A 15,188-nucleotide genomic window follows, 5' to 3' on the forward strand; every position below is an offset into this window, starting at 1 on the left:
CCAGGAACGCGAGGTTTCGACGCGGTGACTCGCTTCGCTCGCTACCGGCTCAACCTGCAGGGACGCGAGGTTTCGACGCGGTGGCTCGCTTTCGCTCGCTACCGGCTCAACCACCAGAGGTCCGATTCCCCGCTGGTTGGGTAGGCGAGGAGCGTGCGACGAGCCGTATCGAAACCACCCTCATCCCAACGACTTCCGCATCACCACCCGCGAAAACCCGTCCAGCACAGAGGTGGTGTCGGCCGCCCACTCGAACCCGGCTTTCTCGAACAACCCGCGCGTGCCGACGTACGCCATCGTGAGATCCACCTTCTCCCCGCGATTGTCGACCGGATAGCCCTCGATGGCCGGCGCCCCGTTCGACCGGGCGAACTCGACAGCGCCCTGGAGGAGCGCGTGCGAGATCCCCTTCTTGCGGTGGCCGGGTCGGACGCGGAGGCACCACGCGGACCACACGGGGAGGTCGTCGACGTGCGGGATCTTACGGTTGCGGGCGAAGGTCGTGTCGGCACGCGGTGAGACCGCCGCCCATCCCACCACCTCCTCGGTGTCGTCGGTCGTCTCGTACGCCAGGACTCCGAGTGGAATCCCGCTGTCGCACAATTCTTTCACGAACTCACCCCGCTGTTCGCGGAGCAGGGCCCGATTCTCTGTGCTGGGGATGCGATAGCTCAGGCACCAGCACACGTTGGAGGTCGGCTTCTTGGGCCCGACCATCGTCGCGATGTCGGCGAAGGTCGTTGCGGGCCGGACGTCGATCGTCATGCGTCCCAGCATCACAATCGGCGACGATGTGCCGCAAGAGCCAGATACTGTCCGGGTTCAGCGCTGGATGTGTGGACCGGACCGGTACACCGTCCGATACCAGATGGTGGTGAGGATGTCGATGGCCGTGTCGTCGTCGGGGATGGACCCCACCACACCTCCGCGGACGGCGAGCCAAGACCAGCACGAGGATTCGAGCGTGTTCACGAGCGCCGACGCGAGCGGTTCGAGGGGCAGGCCGATGTGGTACCCGGCCCGTTCCGCGATGTGCAGTCCCGCCAGCACCTGCTTGATCCCCGACGCACGGTTGGCGTGCCAGCGATCCCGGAACTCGTCGTCGAGCATGGACATCTGGAACAGTCCGATGATCTCGGGCAGGTACTTCTTGTACGTCGTCCAGTAGGAGGTGACGGCCGCACGCACGCCCGCTTCGGGATCCGCGTGTCTCGTGGCGAGAGAACCCTCGACGACTTCGTTGCTGAACTGGTCCAGCAACGCCTCGAGAAGCTGATCCTTGTTGTCGTAATAGTTGTAGAACGAGCCGGTGGAGCGGCCCGCGGCGGCCGCGATGTCGGAGATCTTGGTGTTCAAGTAGCCCTTGTCGGCGAAACAACGACGCGCTGCGTCGAGAAACGCGGCCTCGGTCTGGCGTCCCTTGTTCGTCGGCGGCACCGAACACTCCTTCCGAGGACTGATTCGTTCATCGAAGCATGTATTTCGCTCCGGTCGGGCAAGGTCGGGGCGAACGGTGTGGTCCTTGTCATATTCTGAACCTGAATCTAGCATCAGAAAAGCCGCGCGGAAACCACCGAGCACTGCTCCCGCGCAGGCCGCGCCACGCCTGTCCGCTCTCGATCGCTCACACCAGGAGTCAGCCAGTGGAATCGTTCATCCAGCACCGGAAGGGTCGCACGCCGCGACAGGTCCATCGTGACCTCGAAGACCTCAAGGACGACGAGCTCGGCCGCTACGGATTCACCGGTCGTACGGCGCATCTCTACCGGCGCAACGATCCGACGCAGTTCCGCGCGGTCGGTACCCACACCGGCGTCGACCGCTTCGTCACCGAACTCACCCCGACCGATCAGATCGATCCGTCGGGTGAGCCGCTGCTGATGTTCTACAACGACGACTGCCGGATCTCGCTCAGCCGCCGCAGCCAGGCCGCGCCATTCTGGTTCCGGCCAGTCGACGGCGACGAACTGATCTTCGTCCACGAGGGCACCGGCCACTTCGAGACCGAGTTCGGCCGGCTGTCCTACCGGCCGGGCGACTACGTCTACATCCCCAAGGGATGCACGTACCGGCAGATCCCCGACGACCAGTCGCTGCTGCTCATCATCGAGGCCGTCGACGAGTACCGGGTCCCGGAGCCGGGCGTGCTCGGACGGTTCTTCCCCTTCGACTCGTCGCTGGTCGCCGTCCCCGAGGCCGAGGTCTTCGAGGGCGACGGGCGCGAGGAGTACGAGGTTCGGTTCCGCCAGCGCGAGGGCAGACGACGCTGTTCTATCCGTTCCATCCGCTCGACGTCGAGGGGTGGCGCGGCGACCTGTTCCCGTTCACCTTCAACCTCGAGGACTACGACGTCATCACCTCGGAGTCGGTGCACCTCCCGCCGACCGTGCATCTGTTCATGCAGGCCACGGGCGTGTATGTGATGAACTTCCTGCCGCGTCCCGCCGAGGCCCGCAAGGGCGCCGAACGGCTGCCCTGGTTCCACCGCAACACCGACTTCGACGAGATCGCGTTCTTCCACGGCGGCAGCATGTTCGGCATCGGCATGCCTCCCGGCCTGATCTCGCATGCGCCGCAGGGTATTCACCACGGCATCCCGGAGAAGGCCCGCGAACGGTCGCGCCGGAAGTTCGACGAGTTCGACCGGGTCGAATGGAAGGTCATCGCGATCGACACGCGTCGTCGTCTCATCGCGACCCCGGTCATGACCGAGTCGGCATCGGCCGAGGTCCAGGAAGAGGCACAGGTATGAGTTCGGCGAACACGTTGCCGCGCCATGAGTACGAGCGCATTCCCTACCTCGTCGTCTTCGACGACACGTCGGCCTACAAGGACACCTACGGCGGCGTCACCGAGAGCGTCGTCCTGGAGAGCTACCTCCTGAAGCCGGTGGGCGTGCCGTCGAAGAACGTCATCGTCTTCATGCACCCGATCGGTGGCGGCGCCTATCTGCCGATGACCAATGCGCTGGCCCGCGCGGGGCATCACGTCATCTATTGCAACAGCCGGTATCGCGGCGTCGACAGTGCGCTGATCATGGAAAAGGCCGTCCAGGACCTCGGGGCCTGCGTGAAGGACGCCAAGGAACGGCTCGGCTACGAGAAGGTGATCCTGGCCGGCTGGAGTGGTGGCGGTGCGCTGTCGCTGTACTACCAGCAGCAGGCCCAGCATGCGACGGTCACGGAGACTCCCGCCGGAGAGCCGCCGGATCTCACTCGGCTCGATCTGCCTGCCGCCGACGGCATGATGCTCCTGGCCGCGCATGTGTCCCGCCACGGAACGCTGACGGAGTGGATGGATCCGTCGATCCTCGACGAGAACGACCCGGAGAAGCGGGATCCCGAGCTGGATCTCTACAACCCGGCGAACCCGAACCAGCCGCCGTACACTGCGTAGTTCCTGGAGCGGTACCGCGCCGCGCAGATCGATCGCAACCGCCGGATCACCGCGTGGGTCAAGGAGCAACTCGCCGACCTCCGCGGCCGCGGTGAGCCGTTGATGGAACGCGGGTTCATCGTCCACGGCACCATGGCCGACCCGCGGTGGCTCGACCTGTCCGTCGACCCGAGCGACCGTGAACTCGGCTGCTACCTGGGGGATCCGCGCATCGTGAACATGGGACCGGTCGGCCTGGCACGGTTCACGACGCTGCGGAGTTGGTTGTCGCAGTGGAGTTATGACGACGCACACGGCGACGGTCCGCGCTGTGCCGCGGATCTCGAGGTCCCGACGCTGGTCATCGGCAACTCGGCCGACAACGCGTGCACACCCAGCCACACCCACCGGCTTTTCGACGCCGTCGGCCACCCCGACAAGACTCTGCACACGATAACCGGTGCGACACACTACTATTCGGGCCGCGATCAGATCCCGCACCTCAAAGAGGCGGTCGGGATCATCACGGGCTGGATGGGTGAGCGGGGCTGGGCCAACTGAGCGCCGCGCACTAAAACCGCCCCCGAAAACCGCCCCCGAAAACCGCCCCTGGAAACCACCCCTGGAAACCACCCTTGGAGACCGCCCTCAGGAGCGGCGTCGGCGACATAGTGTCGTCGGGTCGCCTGTGGAGGGCCGATTTCAGGGGCGGTTTCCAGCTGCGGCTCGGCTGCGGTGATAACCCTTCCGGACCGTGGCCACGATGTCGGCGTAGGTGGTCTCCCAGTCACCGAACACCTGCGCGTAGGTGAGCCGCATCGGTAGGTAGCCCAGCGGGATGAGCTTGCGGGACCTGATCCGGTCGCGTTCGTAGTCCTCTTCGCCGGTGTGGTGCGCCCGGCTGTCGAGTTCGATGGCCAGCCGGTTGCCGACGAGGAGATCGATCCAGCCGACTGTGGGCACCTCATGCTGCACCTTGACCTCGAGTCCGGCGCTGATCAGCCGCAGACGAGCGGCGGTTTCCGTTCCGGACGCGGCGAGTCGATTGCACTTCTCGACGGCCTTCCGGACGTAGAACGGCGCGAGACGGAACTCGGCGCGAAGGTCGTCGATACTCAGCTTGCCGTGGTGGAGAGCGGAGTCGCACAGAATGATGAAGCCCTCCTCGTCGAAGCAGCGCGCGGAGTACTGCAGAGCGGTTGCCACGTCGTCGACGGCGGCACCAGCCGGTGTCGGACGGCCGTGGCGTCGGCAACGGTCGGGGGCTCGGCGACGCTCGTACCGTGTCACGCGGGTGTGCGATGCGATCGGATGCTCGGGGATCCACAGCCCGTGACGTCCAAGCGCGCTTGCGCACGACACCACCGTGTTGTCGGCGACTGCGGCAGCGACTTCGGGGTCGGCGTCGGGTGCCTGATACCACCCGTGCCGGATCCGCTGGATCGCACCGGATTCGACGGCGCGTCGGATCTGCTCGGCGGTCTCTCCGGTTCTCAGCAGCTGATTCGTCGAGAAGACGCCTCCGAAGCGCGCGACGAGTTGCTCGTAGTCCATGAGGGACAGTGTCGGGTGACCTGGTGTGGTCGGGCCGCCGCAGAAAGGTCTTGTGGATAACTCCGTCGAGAACCGCCCCTGAAATCAACCCTCCAGAGGCCGCACGACGACGATATGTCGCCGACCTCCCTGCTGAGGGCGCTGTTCGGGGGCAGATCCCAGGGGCGCTTTTCCGGGGCGTATTTCGGGGCCGGCGGTCAGGCTCAGCCGAGCAGCTTCTTCTGTACCTTGCCCATCGCGTTGCGGGGCAGGGAGTCGACGAACCGGATCTCTCGGGGTCGCTTGTGGTTCGACAGCTCACCGGCGACGAACTCGATGAGTTCGGTGTCGGCGACCTCGTCGGCCACCACATACGCGACGATGCGCTGGCCCAGATAGTCGTCGGGTACGCCGATCACCGCGACCTCGCGCACGGCCGGATGAGCGAGCAGGACGGTTTCGATCTCGCCGGCGCCGATGCGGAAGCCGCCGGACTTGATGAGGTCGGTGGCCCGACGGCCGACGATGCGATGCATGCCGTCCGGATCGATGACGGCGACATCCCCGGTGGCGAAGAACCCGTCCTCGAGCCACGATTCGACCGTCGCCTCGGGGCGGTTGAGGTAGCCCGACGACATCATCGGTCCGCGTACGTGGAGGTCGCCGACCGATTCGCCGTCATGGGCCACCTCGGCGTCACCCTCCCGAAGACGAGTCTCGACCCCGGCCAGGGGCAGCCCCACCCAGCCCGGTCGACGTTCGCCGTCGACTCGGGTGCTGAGGGTGATCATGGTCTCGGTCATGCCGTAGCGTTCGACGATCTCGTGGCCGGTGAGCTCGCGGACCCGGTCGAAGACGGGAACCGGTAGCGGTGCACTGCCCGACACGAGAATGCGTGCGCCGGAGAGGGTTCGGGCGGCCTCGGGTTCGGCTCCGACGCGGCTCCACACGGTCGGGACCCCGAAGAACATGTTCGCCCCGGCTTCCGCGGCCTGCGCGTAGCCCGCGGCAGTCGGCTTCTCGGTGTGGATCAGCCGGCCACCTCGACGAAGCGGCCCGAGGACGCCGAGGATCAGTCCGTGCACGTGGAAGAGCGGAAGACCGTGGGCGAGAGTGTCATCGGCGGTCCACAGCCAGGCGTCGGCGAGCGCGTCGAGTCCCTCGGCGATCGCCTGCCGGGTGATCGGTACGCCCTTCGGTAGCCCGGTGGTGCCGGAGGTGTAGAGGATCAGCGCAGTCGAATCGGCGTGCGGTTCGGGATGGCGGTGCCACGACTTCGCGTAGCGCCGGACCGGGACCACGGCCAGCGTCGTGTCGGCCGGCGCCTGCCCCAGCCACGCCTGTGCGCCCGAATCGGCCAGGATGTGCGCGAATTCGCGCGGACCCGAGTCGGTCGGTACCGGAACCACCGGCACTCCGGCGATCAAGCCGCCGACCAGTGCGAGGACGGTTTCGACCGTCGGCTGCGCCAGCACCGCGACGGTGCGTGCGCCGGCGATCCGCTCCGCCACGGCAGTGGCCGCTCCGACGAGATCCTCGCGTGAGAGCCGATCCTCGCCGATCCGGATCACATCGGGGTCGTCCGGGGCGGTGGGGGTCAACGTCGGCAGCAGCACACATCAACTCTGCCACGACGACGACGCTGTCCCGTGGACCCTCCGCGACCTGCGAGGTCACCCGGCGTGCGCGAGAGCCTCGGCCCGCTCCTTGATCCCCATGAGCATCTTGCGCTCCATGATCAGCGACCCCGGTTCCATCGGGATCATCGCGAGCTTCTTGGCCAGGCCGGGCAGCCGGAAGCGGTTCCGGCTGATCAGCCGCGTCGAATGTCCGACCGGGACCAGCGTGAACGACCACACCCAGTCACCGTCGGTGGTACGGGTGACGAACGCCCGGCCGGGATCGGCGATCTCGACGCGGGATGCCTCGGGCCCGACGCCGATCGTGTCGCCCACCGCGGGGTGCTGGAACTCCTCGAGCACCTGATCGGTGCTGTGCATGTCGAGCCCCAGCAGGTTCTCGATCCAGTCATACGTGTAGGCGCCACCGCGAGGCGAGGGACCCATCTGCGCGAGCCACGGGTAGATCGCCTCCGGCGGTGCGTCGATGGTGATCGCGCGGGTGGCCACGCCGTCGGCGGCCGGCAGCAACTCGTCGCCCGGGAGTTCCGCGGCGACCTCGTCGTCGGTCGCGCCCCAGGTCATCACCCATGGTCGGATCCACGTGCAGTAGGTGATGGTCGTCGCGCCCATGGCCGCGACGAGCCCGATGCCGACGATGAACGGACGTGTCGTCATTTCGCCCCGCGCTCGGCAGCGGCGGACAGCGGACGAGTGGGATAGGAGTCTGCGGGTGCCGGTTTACCGCGGTGGGCGAGCGTGCGACGCCAGGCAACAGCCAGGCCGAACTCGAGCATCCCGATGACCGCGATCACCGGTTGCAGGAAGAAGAAGATCTGCAGCACCGCGATCTGGACGACGATCCAGGTGACCAGCGATACGCCGGCAAGCACGCCACCGAGTATCCCGAGTCGGGGATCGACGGGCAGGAAGACGATCGCGATCGCGGCAAGGGCATGGGGCACGCCGATCGCCGCGACAAGCACCAACCCCGGGCCGGTCCAGGTGTTGAAAGGCGTGTTGTGCAACCACTCCCGGGGCATCTGCCACCGGTCGTCGGCGAGTGCGAGTCCACCGTCGACGGCTTGATACGCGACGAGGATCTCGATGAGCGCGAGAATCCCGGCGGCCCAGGTACGTCGATATCCGGCCGCGATGGTGAACGGGCGTCGGAGGCCCCGCATCGACCTCATGACCCCAGTCTGCGCCGCTGACCGCGTTCCGTCGTGGGCACTAGGTCACCTTCGACGGTGCGATCAGGGTCGGACCCAGCCGTCGGCCATGAACTCGAGGAGGAGCTGGGCTTTGTTACCGATCGGACGCCCGGCCTCTTCATAACGACGCACGACGCGGCGGTAGTGCTCACGCACCGTGCTCTCGGCGATCTGGTGCGTCTGCGATGTCTCGCGGAGAGTGGAACCGAGGGTGTAGGTCTGCAGGATCTCGCGTTCCCGTTCGGTCACGCGCACCCGGTTCTCGGGTGCGGGCGGAGTAGACGGTTCGGGTGGTCCCATGATCGCGGTGAGCGCCTGGCGGAGTGTGGACTCGGCACCGGGTGAGCGGGGCGCGATGCGGATGTGGTCGCGGCCGGCGACCCCGTCCCCGAGGAAGACGACGCGCACGTTTCGCAGCATCGGCGCACGCTGGACCAGCGCCAGCATCCCGGTCGAACGCACGAGAAGGACGGCCGGGTTGCGAAGGGCATGGATCTGCGCGGGCTCGACGAGTGTCGCGCCGTAGCCGGCGCCTTCGACGAGAGCCACGAGTGCGGCGTCGAACAGATCGCCTTCGGCGATGACAACGGCGAGGCGTCTGTGGTGAGGGTGAGGGTGAGGGGAGGCGGCCTGCGAAACGGTTCGGCCGACGGAGGCCATCCGGGACACGTTGGGCTGGGGGGCGGCTGTGGCTTCCTGCGGGCGGCGGAGCTCGTCCAGAGTGGCTGACATCGGTACCGTCCTTCTGTCGACAGAATCACTACCGGCTCCCGACATCGCAGAGGTCGACGGACCGGCGTCCCCGGAAGCCGTGATCGACTTTGCTTGCGATCGGTGGGCGAAGAGATGATCAACGTCTACTTTTCTAGAGTCACGAACTTGCACCGCTAAGTCACTGCCTGGGTGGCCTGATTGACGACGATTCGGGCCAAAATGCGCTCGAATGAGTCCAATTAATGCGTGATCGCGCATGCGTCACAGGTATCAGGCAAAATCATGCACGTGCCGAACCGTTTGCGCGTGCTGGTCGCGTCACCGCTTGGTCACGTCGTGGCCGGGCCTCTGCAGAGCGCCCTCGAGCAGGCTGTCGTCACCGTGGCCATCACAGAGGACGAGTTCACCCGCTCCGTTGCCGGCCATGTCCGCTTCGACGTCGTGGTCGCCGACCTCATCTGGAACCGTCCGGATCCGGAATGGTGTTTCGACGGTCTCGACGTCATCGATGCCCTGGACAAACACGAGCGGCAGGCACCGGTCATCCTCGCGACCCATGGGCACGGGCTCGAAGACGACCACCTCGACGAGGCCCGGCTGCGGAACGAGGTTGCCGCTGTCATCGAGAAGTCCGACGGGTTCGCGACGCTGATGAGCGCCGTGCACGCGGTCGCGGTGGGGCAGGGAGTGGCCGAGAAGCCGGGACCTCCGCGTCGAACCCCGCTGTATGAGTTGTTCGCCGGGCAGCGCGGTCACACCGCCGGCCGGCTGGCGGGAGCGATCGCCTCGGGTAACGCGTCCGATGGCGCGAGCCTGGCACGCGCGGCCAAGGTCTCGCCCAACACGGCGAACAAGGTGACGAGCCACTACCTCGGCCCGCTCATCGAGGAGCGGGGTGAACAGCCGACATCGTCTCCCCTGACGCAAGCCGCGGTGTACCGCTGGTGCGGCCTTCATGCGCGGTATCTGATCAGCTGGTGCCGACGGCACGGGCATTCGGACGTCCTGGGTCCGATGCCGTCCTGACCGAACACCGGTCGAGGAACCATTCGAGGATCTCGACGCCGGCGAGTGCCCCCGTCCCCGTGGTGACGGTGAGCCCCGGTGCCGACCAGCCGAGCAACTCGAGTTCGCCGTGGCGGGGTCGGATCGCGTGGTCGGCGGCCGACAGAAGATCGGTGTCCAACCATCCGTCGCCGGCTGCGCACAGCTCGGCGTCGGTCGTGATCGTCCCGTCGTCGACGAGCCGGCGACGGACCTCGGCGATCGCCGCGGACTTGGTGACCGACCCGGGAGTCGCGTAGATCTTGCGGCCCTGCTGCGAGGCGGTCCACCCGCGCGCCGCGCACCAGTCCTGCCAGGCCGGCAAGAACTCATCTGGCTGGCCCGCCGGGTCGACTACGAGGTAGCAGAACAGGTCGTCGGCGATCCGCAGCGACCGCACCCAGGACTCGTCGATGCGGCTGCGGAGTTCGGTGAGCACCTCGTCGAGACCCGCGCCGGATTCGGACACCGCACGTTCGACCGCACGGCGCCAGTCCGGGTCGTCGGCTCCGTCGACCAGGATGCGCCCACCATTGCTCGCCACGGCGTATCGGAACGGACTGCCGGGCAGTGCGATTCGCTCGTACTGGGCCGGCGTCCGGGTGGTGGTCGGGATCACCGGTACCTCGGCGGCGAGGCGCGCGAGAAGTTCGACGGCGGTGGTCGTCATGTACGACAGGGGGGCGTCGCGGTAGATCTCGACGCAGACGGCGTCGAGGGCGGCGAACTGTGCCTCGCCCATGGCGGCCTGCGAATAGATCATCGTCCGGTCGAGGTCGGTGGCGACCAGCACGTTCACGCGTCCTCCTTGATCAGCCCGACACACGAGTAGGCGAGATCGGGTGAGACCTCCACCGGCACTCCGCGTTCGGCGGCCAGTAGCCGGATGTGGCGGTGTTCGGGCAGGTCGTCGTCGCGGACCAGGACGCGCCACGGCACCCGCCGCAGCAGCACGCGTGTCGTCTCACCGACGCCGGGCTTGACCAGGTTGATCGATGACAGTCCGTAGTCGATCTGGATCCGTTCGACGGAGCGCCAGCCCGACCACGTCGGTGTCCGCTCCTGCGGTGTCATGACGGCCAGGGTCGCGCCGACCCGTTCGGTGACAGCGGGGAACTCGGCGCTCACCGCGTCGAGCAATTCACCGGAGACGTCGAACTCCGCCAGATTCCGGTAGAACTTGGCGCCGTGGAACTCTCCCGGACCGATGTGGTCGGCGTTGAGGACTGTGCGCGAGACCAGACCCGACACGGTTGAATTCAGACATGCCGAGGCGATGAGGAAGTCATCCCGGGTGCCGTACAGCGTGGTGCAGGAGCCTGGGTCGGCGAGCACGGCCAGCTCGTCATGCAGGCGCGGACGGCCGGGAAGCTGCGCGTACTCGGACAGGGCCGCGGTGAGTTCGCGCTGGATCGCGCCCTTCCCGGTCCACCCGTCGACGAAGACGACCGACTCGGCGGGGTGGCGCCGCGCGATGTGATCCAGTGCGACCGTGTCGATCCCGCGGTCGCGCACGATCGAGATGGTGTAGTGCTGCGGCTCGATCCCGTGGACCGTCTGCATCCACCGGCGGATCAGGATGCCGACGGGCGTGCCGGCGCGCGCGAGCGACACCAGCGTCGGAGACGAATGGCGTTCGGCGAGAATCAATTCGGCAACCACACCGACAGCTTCGGCGAGTCGTTGCGCCGATGACCGCAGGGTCGACCGGAAGAGATCCTGGTACTCGCGACCGGGCTGGTACTCGATCGGCAGGGACTCGGCGTAATGCGCCATACCTGACTGGATACGACGCTCCCGCTCGTGCAGGTCACCTTCGAGCGCGACGTCGGAGAGATCCTTGAGCAACCACGTCACCTCGTCCGGCGCGTAGGAACCGAAGCGCGGACCGCGCAAGGGGGGAGTCGACGTCACGGGTTCGGTCATCGGCGCGCCGCCTCCCGTGATCCCCCGCGCTGTGCCTGCCCGGTCGCCGGGAGGACCGCCAGCGTCACCGGATGACCGGCGGCGGTGAGGACGTCGAGCAGGCCACCCGGGGCGCGGAGCTCGGGGGTGTCGGCCGGGGTGTCGACCACGACCACCACCTGGGGATCGGCAAATGCGTTCGACGAGACGTTGTAGATGTAGCGCGGCGTGTCCGGATCGGATTCGGGTGCGACGAAACGGAATCCGCGACGCAGCGGGTAACCGGACACGTCATGGACCTGTGCGGGCGACCGCGTGGTGGTCTGATAGCCGGTCACGAAGCCGCGCAGCTCGAGGCACTCGGCGATGCACAGCGGTGCGTACATCAGCTCCTCATGACCGATCACGACGACGGGCCGTTGTGGGTCGAGGTGGTGTGCGATCCTCTCCGCGGCCGCCTCGGTCGCCTGATGGAACGCCTCCGAATCCGATCGCTCGAAACCGTGACGGCCACCGTCCGGTGTTCCCGCCGGCCATTCGAGCGTGAGCGTGGCGGCGTCGGCGCGTTCCGGTGCCACGGGATTCAGATCGTCCGAGGTCAGCTCCCACACGTCATCGAGCAGCGTGGGAGGTAGCGTGACCGAGCCGTGCGCCAGGGCGACGTACGAGACCTCCACGCCGAGATCCGCAGCGGCCTTGGCGCATTCGGCGCGCTGGTCAGGCGTGCGCATGTCCACGAGCGAGGCCACGACGAACCGCGTGCGTGGACGGGTTGCGACGATCGTCTCGATCGCGCCCAGGGCCGTGGTGCCGGTGGAGATCTCGTCGTCGACGAGGATGAGTGTCTCCTCGGGCGTCGCAGCGTCGAGAAACGCCGGATCGCTCGGCTGCAGCAGGTGGGTGGTGGCGTGCGAATGCCCTTCCTCGAAGGTCCCCGACACGACCACACCGGGAAGTTGCCGGCGCGTCGAATGTAGGTAGCGAGACGCGGAGATCCGCTGGGCGACACAGTGTCCCAGCCCCGTGGCGGTCTCGGCGAAGCCGAAGACCGCGGAATCCCGTGCGGCATCGGCGCCGATCTGGTCGGTGATCGCCGCACCGAGGGCGTCGGCCGCGCCGCGCACGACACCGGGGGGTGTGGGGATGTGCTTGCCGAGCACGGTCGAGACCAGCAGATGTGCGCGCCTGCGGTTGTGGCGCAGACCGAGGACGACCAGGTCGCGCAGTTCGTGTCCGGCACACCCGGTGCCGTCGGACGCCACCTGGACGCCGAAGCGGGTCGTGACCCAATTGGGTTCACGGTCGATCCGGTGGCTGCTCACTGCGTCGCCGTTCGTCGGCCGGCCGGTCCCGGGTCGGCGAGCGCGGTGAGTAGATCGACGAAGCTCACACCCTGGCGGGTCACGCCGAACGCGGCCGCCCGGTCGATCACGCGCAGAGCCCAATTCCGGTGGGGCTTCAGTTCGTTCATCTTGTTCCGATAGGAGGACGCCCGCACACCGCCGGCATCACCGGCGAGGATGTCGAGGGCGTCGTGGTACTCCTCGTGGGTCACCGCGGACAGGGCGTGCACGGCGGCGACGTGGGCGGGATGGATCACCGTCTTGCCGTGGAGACCGTTGGCGCGGTCGAGGGTGATCTCGCGCAGCAGTCCGTCCATGTCCCGACTGACCAGTTGTTGCCGGAAGTACACCGCGTCACTCTCGCGAAAAGGTGTGTGGCGCAGTGTCGGCTGGAACATGCGTTCGTGGTCGGCGAAGTACTCCCACACCGGTCCGGTCACGATGAAACCGGATTCGTCGCTGCGGCCGAGGTGGTTGACGATGCCGGCGATCACGTCGGCGGCGACCCGGACGTCGTAGATCGTGAGGTCACGGTCGCGCCGGATGCCGAAGTAGCCGCAGATGTCGGTGGCACCGATGCGGACGGCGAGCACGTTGGCGCGGTGTTCGCTCAGATGGGCGGTCAGGGCGGTCAACTCGTCGTCGCGCGTCTCGCGGTGCACGACCGCCGCGGACTCGAGGACAGGCATCACCCACAGGTGCCGGCCCAGGAGTTCACTCGCCCGGGCAACCTCTCCCAGCGCCTCATCGGCGTTGGCCGAGTTGAACTTCGGGATCACGAAGCCGGCCAGCGCCGGAGGAGTGTTCGGGGCCGACGGAGTGTCGAGCGCGGCAGCGATCCGCGGGATGCGGTCGGCCGACCGCGGACGGACGAACAGGAGCATCGGGTCGCCGGGCTTCTCGGCGATGTCGCGGAGAGCGGCGACCGTGTGCTCGATGGCGTCGTCTTCTTCGTGGTCGGCGATAGCGTCCTCGAGGTCGATGACCATCGAGATCACGCCCTCCGCCCGCCGCTTGCGGATCACGTCGGCGAGATCCGGGCGGGTGGCGGGCACGTAGAGCGTGGCGCCGAGAGCGATCGCCAGTCGCTGTGCGGGCCAGGTGTCATCGATCGGCTCCGGTTGCCGGAAGAAGAGCTGTTCGCGCGTCGCGAATCCCAGATGATCGAAGTGCCGGATCGTTCCGGGTTCGAGCCCGGTGTCGTCGTGGCGTGCCGTGGTGGTCATCGCGCGGCCACCTGTCCTCTCATCCGGGAAACTATCTCGCTGATCCGGTCGTCCACAGCCCGCAACTGGGTCAGATATCCCCAGTAGTCGGGGTGGACGCGATCGAGCTCCCCCCTCGCACGCTCGATCCGGTCGGCCTGAGCATCGAGTACCGAGCCCCATTCGTCAACCAGAGAGTGATTCACCGCGAAGAGCTGAGCGTCGCGGAGCCGGAATCGGACGCGCCGCTCGGCTCCCTGCGGATCGGCACGCACTTCGCGCAGCAGGCGCAGACGATCCAGGACGGCGTCCACGGCGGCCTCGGCGACGGACAGGTCGTCTCGGGCGGCATCGGCCTGATCGATTGCCTGGTCGGGCGCGTCGGCCAGCATCGTGCGCGCCGTCGAGATCGCCGTATCCGCATGGGCCAGACGCTCGTCGACTACGACCTCGGTGCGCTGCAGGTCGGTCGAACAGTCCGCGCTGAACTCGCGGCGCAAGGCCGACAGGGTGTCGGGAACCTGCGCTCTGCGGGTGGCGATGGCGCTGCGCCGGGTTTCCACCGATCGGATGACCTGGCGGGCGCGGTCGGCGAACGCGGGCGCCTCGCGGAGAAGATTCTCCAGCCGCTGTGCCGATGTGATGATCGTCGCAGCGGCTGACTGGCGTTCGCGCAGCCCGGAAGCCTGCTCGAAAACTCTCAAGGCACGGTCGAGTTCGTCGGTGGCCTTGGTGACCGACTGCAGCCGGCCGACCGCGGGACCGGCGTTCTCGAGAGCCGTCATCGCCCGGTGCGAGGCGACGCGTGCCTCATGGTCCTGGGCTTCTGCTGCCTGCATGGTGGCCCGCGCTCGCTGCAGTGCACCTGAGTTCGCCTCCGCGAAGCCGCGCATCGACGCCGTGACCGTGCGAAGCGCCTCGGTGGTCCGCTCGAGGTCCTGGCGGGCCACGCGTGTGCCCGTGGGTGGGGAGACCAACCGGAGGTAGTCGGCGGTCACCTGAGCGTGCCGTTCGCGGAGCGCAGACCATTCGCCGCGCAGCTGTGAACGCGGGTCGGTGGCGGCCACCACACCGACGGCCGGATCGATCTCGGCGAGGACGGTTTCGGACTCGAGGAAGGCCGCTGTCATTTGTTCCGATGATGCAGGTGAGGCGGAATTCGTGCGTGAATCGTTGCCGAACCAACGACGTACGAAGTTTCCGGGCACCACACGATGCTATCGGCTATTTTCAACT

Annotated in this window: 13 protein-coding genes and 2 pseudogenes; 3 read left to right on the forward strand and 12 right to left on the reverse strand. The window is 67.3% G+C overall.

The window, feature by feature from the left end; translation table 11 throughout:
• Positions 1 to 180: 180 nt before the first annotated feature.
• Together GOAMI_RS20720 and GOAMI_RS20725 are read right to left on the reverse strand one after the other, a co-directional pair.
• Positions 181 to 765 carry a GNAT family N-acetyltransferase gene (locus GOAMI_RS20720; RefSeq protein WP_006438567.1) on the reverse strand — a complete coding sequence of 195 codons (585 nt, stop codon included), beginning with the start codon at positions 763 to 765 and terminating at the stop codon, positions 181 to 183.
• 57 nt (positions 766 to 822) lie between these two features.
• Positions 823 to 1,437, reverse strand: coding sequence for a TetR/AcrR family transcriptional regulator (locus GOAMI_RS20725; protein ID WP_006438568.1), 615 nt, complete (start codon positions 1,435 to 1,437; stop codon positions 823 to 825).
• 206 nt (positions 1,438 to 1,643) lie between these two features.
• On the opposite strand from GOAMI_RS20725, the pseudogene GOAMI_RS20730 reads away from it, so the two are divergent.
• Positions 1,644 to 2,752: pseudogene (locus GOAMI_RS20730) on the forward strand (homogentisate 1,2-dioxygenase).
• Positions 2,749 to 3,936 (forward strand): annotated as a pseudogene (locus GOAMI_RS20735) (alpha/beta fold hydrolase). Before GOAMI_RS20730 ends, GOAMI_RS20735 begins: the two co-directional pseudogenes overlap by 4 nt.
• A gap of 141 nt (positions 3,937 to 4,077) precedes the next feature.
• On the opposite strand, the gene GOAMI_RS20740 reads toward GOAMI_RS20735, so the two are convergent.
• The 5 genes from GOAMI_RS20740 to GOAMI_RS20760 all read right to left on the reverse strand — a co-directional run bounded on the left by GOAMI_RS20740 (position 4,078) and on the right by GOAMI_RS20760 (position 8,473).
• Entirely contained in the window at positions 4,078 to 4,929 is an 852-nt protein-coding gene (locus tag GOAMI_RS20740; protein ID WP_006438578.1) for a type IV toxin-antitoxin system AbiEi family antitoxin domain-containing protein, read from the reverse strand.
• Positions 4,930 to 5,132: 203 nt separating this feature from the next.
• Entirely contained in the window at positions 5,133 to 6,524 is a 1,392-nt protein-coding gene (locus GOAMI_RS20745) for an acyl-CoA synthetase (RefSeq protein ID WP_006438581.1), read from the reverse strand.
• Positions 6,525 to 6,581: 57 nt separating this feature from the next.
• Positions 6,582 to 7,205 carry an SRPBCC family protein gene (locus GOAMI_RS20750; protein ID WP_006438582.1) on the reverse strand — a complete coding sequence of 208 codons (624 nt, stop codon included), beginning with the start codon at positions 7,203 to 7,205 and terminating at the stop codon, positions 6,582 to 6,584.
• Positions 7,202 to 7,720 (reverse strand): hypothetical protein, encoded by a 519-nt coding sequence (locus tag GOAMI_RS20755; protein ID WP_157228357.1) that lies wholly within the window; start codon positions 7,718 to 7,720, stop codon positions 7,202 to 7,204. The genes GOAMI_RS20750 and GOAMI_RS20755 overlap by 4 nt, the downstream gene beginning before the upstream one ends.
• Positions 7,721 to 7,783: 63 nt before the next feature.
• Positions 7,784 to 8,473: a helix-turn-helix transcriptional regulator gene (locus tag GOAMI_RS20760; RefSeq protein ID WP_174324764.1), complete on the reverse strand. Its 690-nt coding sequence runs from the start codon at positions 8,471 to 8,473 to the stop codon at positions 7,784 to 7,786.
• Positions 8,474 to 8,737: 264 nt separating this feature from the next.
• Here GOAMI_RS20760 and GOAMI_RS20765 point away from each other — a divergent pair, with 264 nt between their 5' ends.
• A complete protein-coding gene (locus GOAMI_RS20765; protein ID WP_006438585.1) occupies positions 8,738 to 9,481 on the forward strand; it encodes an MSMEG_1198 family transcriptional regulator in 744 nt (247 codons plus the stop codon).
• Here GOAMI_RS20765 and GOAMI_RS20770 read toward each other — a convergent pair.
• The 5 genes from GOAMI_RS20770 to GOAMI_RS20790 are packed head-to-tail and all read right to left on the reverse strand — an operon-like array spanning position 9,426 to position 15,082.
• Positions 9,426 to 10,298: a hypothetical protein gene (locus GOAMI_RS20770; protein ID WP_006438586.1), complete on the reverse strand. Its 873-nt coding sequence runs from the start codon at positions 10,296 to 10,298 to the stop codon at positions 9,426 to 9,428. The two genes, GOAMI_RS20765 and GOAMI_RS20770, sit on opposite strands and share 56 nt — an antisense overlap.
• The gene (locus tag GOAMI_RS20775) at positions 10,295 to 11,425 is read right to left on the reverse strand and encodes a cysteine protease StiP family protein (RefSeq protein ID WP_006438587.1); all 1,131 of its coding nucleotides are present in this window, start codon (positions 11,423 to 11,425) and stop codon (positions 10,295 to 10,297) included. Before GOAMI_RS20775 ends, GOAMI_RS20770 begins: the two co-directional genes overlap by 4 nt.
• On the reverse strand, positions 11,422 to 12,726 hold the full coding sequence (locus GOAMI_RS20780) for a phosphoribosyltransferase family protein (RefSeq protein WP_006438588.1): 1,305 nt from the start codon (positions 12,724 to 12,726) through the stop codon (positions 11,422 to 11,424). Before GOAMI_RS20780 ends, GOAMI_RS20775 begins: the two co-directional genes overlap by 4 nt.
• The gene (locus GOAMI_RS20785) at positions 12,723 to 13,973 is read right to left on the reverse strand and encodes an HpcH/HpaI aldolase/citrate lyase family protein (RefSeq protein ID WP_006438589.1); all 1,251 of its coding nucleotides are present in this window, start codon (positions 13,971 to 13,973) and stop codon (positions 12,723 to 12,725) included. The genes GOAMI_RS20780 and GOAMI_RS20785 overlap by 4 nt, the downstream gene beginning before the upstream one ends.
• Positions 13,970 to 15,082 carry a coiled-coil domain-containing protein gene (locus tag GOAMI_RS20790; protein ID WP_006438590.1) on the reverse strand — a complete coding sequence of 371 codons (1,113 nt, stop codon included), beginning with the start codon at positions 15,080 to 15,082 and terminating at the stop codon, positions 13,970 to 13,972. The genes GOAMI_RS20785 and GOAMI_RS20790 overlap by 4 nt, the downstream gene beginning before the upstream one ends.
• Between the last annotated feature and the right edge of the window lie 106 nt (positions 15,083 to 15,188).

It is taken from the genome of Gordonia amicalis NBRC 100051 = JCM 11271 (assembly GCF_000332995.1).
Classification (GTDB): domain Bacteria; phylum Actinomycetota; class Actinomycetes; order Mycobacteriales; family Mycobacteriaceae; genus Gordonia; species Gordonia amicalis.

Bases quoted from the DNA above. Each gene is read 5' to 3' on its own strand.
- GOAMI_RS20720 (WP_006438567.1), bottom strand. From the start codon at position 765: ATGACGATCGACGTCCGGCCCGCAACGACCTTCGCCGACATCGCGACG.
- GOAMI_RS20740 (WP_006438578.1), bottom strand. From the start codon at position 4,929: ATGGACTACGAGCAACTCGTCGCGCGCTTCGGAGGCGTCTTCTCGACG.
- GOAMI_RS20750 (WP_006438582.1), bottom strand. From the start codon at position 7,205: ATGACGACACGTCCGTTCATCGTCGGCATCGGGCTCGTCGCGGCCATG.
- GOAMI_RS20755 (WP_157228357.1), bottom strand. From the start codon at position 7,720: ATGAGGTCGATGCGGGGCCTCCGACGCCCGTTCACCATCGCGGCCGGA.
- GOAMI_RS20760 (WP_174324764.1), bottom strand. From the start codon at position 8,473: ATGTCAGCCACTCTGGACGAGCTCCGCCGCCCGCAGGAAGCCACAGCC.
- GOAMI_RS20765 (WP_006438585.1), top strand. From the start codon at position 8,738: ATGCACGTGCCGAACCGTTTGCGCGTGCTGGTCGCGTCACCGCTTGGT.
- GOAMI_RS20775 (WP_006438587.1), bottom strand. From the start codon at position 11,425: ATGACCGAACCCGTGACGTCGACTCCCCCCTTGCGCGGTCCGCGCTTC.
- GOAMI_RS20785 (WP_006438589.1), bottom strand. From the start codon at position 13,973: ATGACCACCACGGCACGCCACGACGACACCGGGCTCGAACCCGGAACG.
- GOAMI_RS20790 (WP_006438590.1), bottom strand. From the start codon at position 15,082: ATGACAGCGGCCTTCCTCGAGTCCGAAACCGTCCTCGCCGAGATCGAT.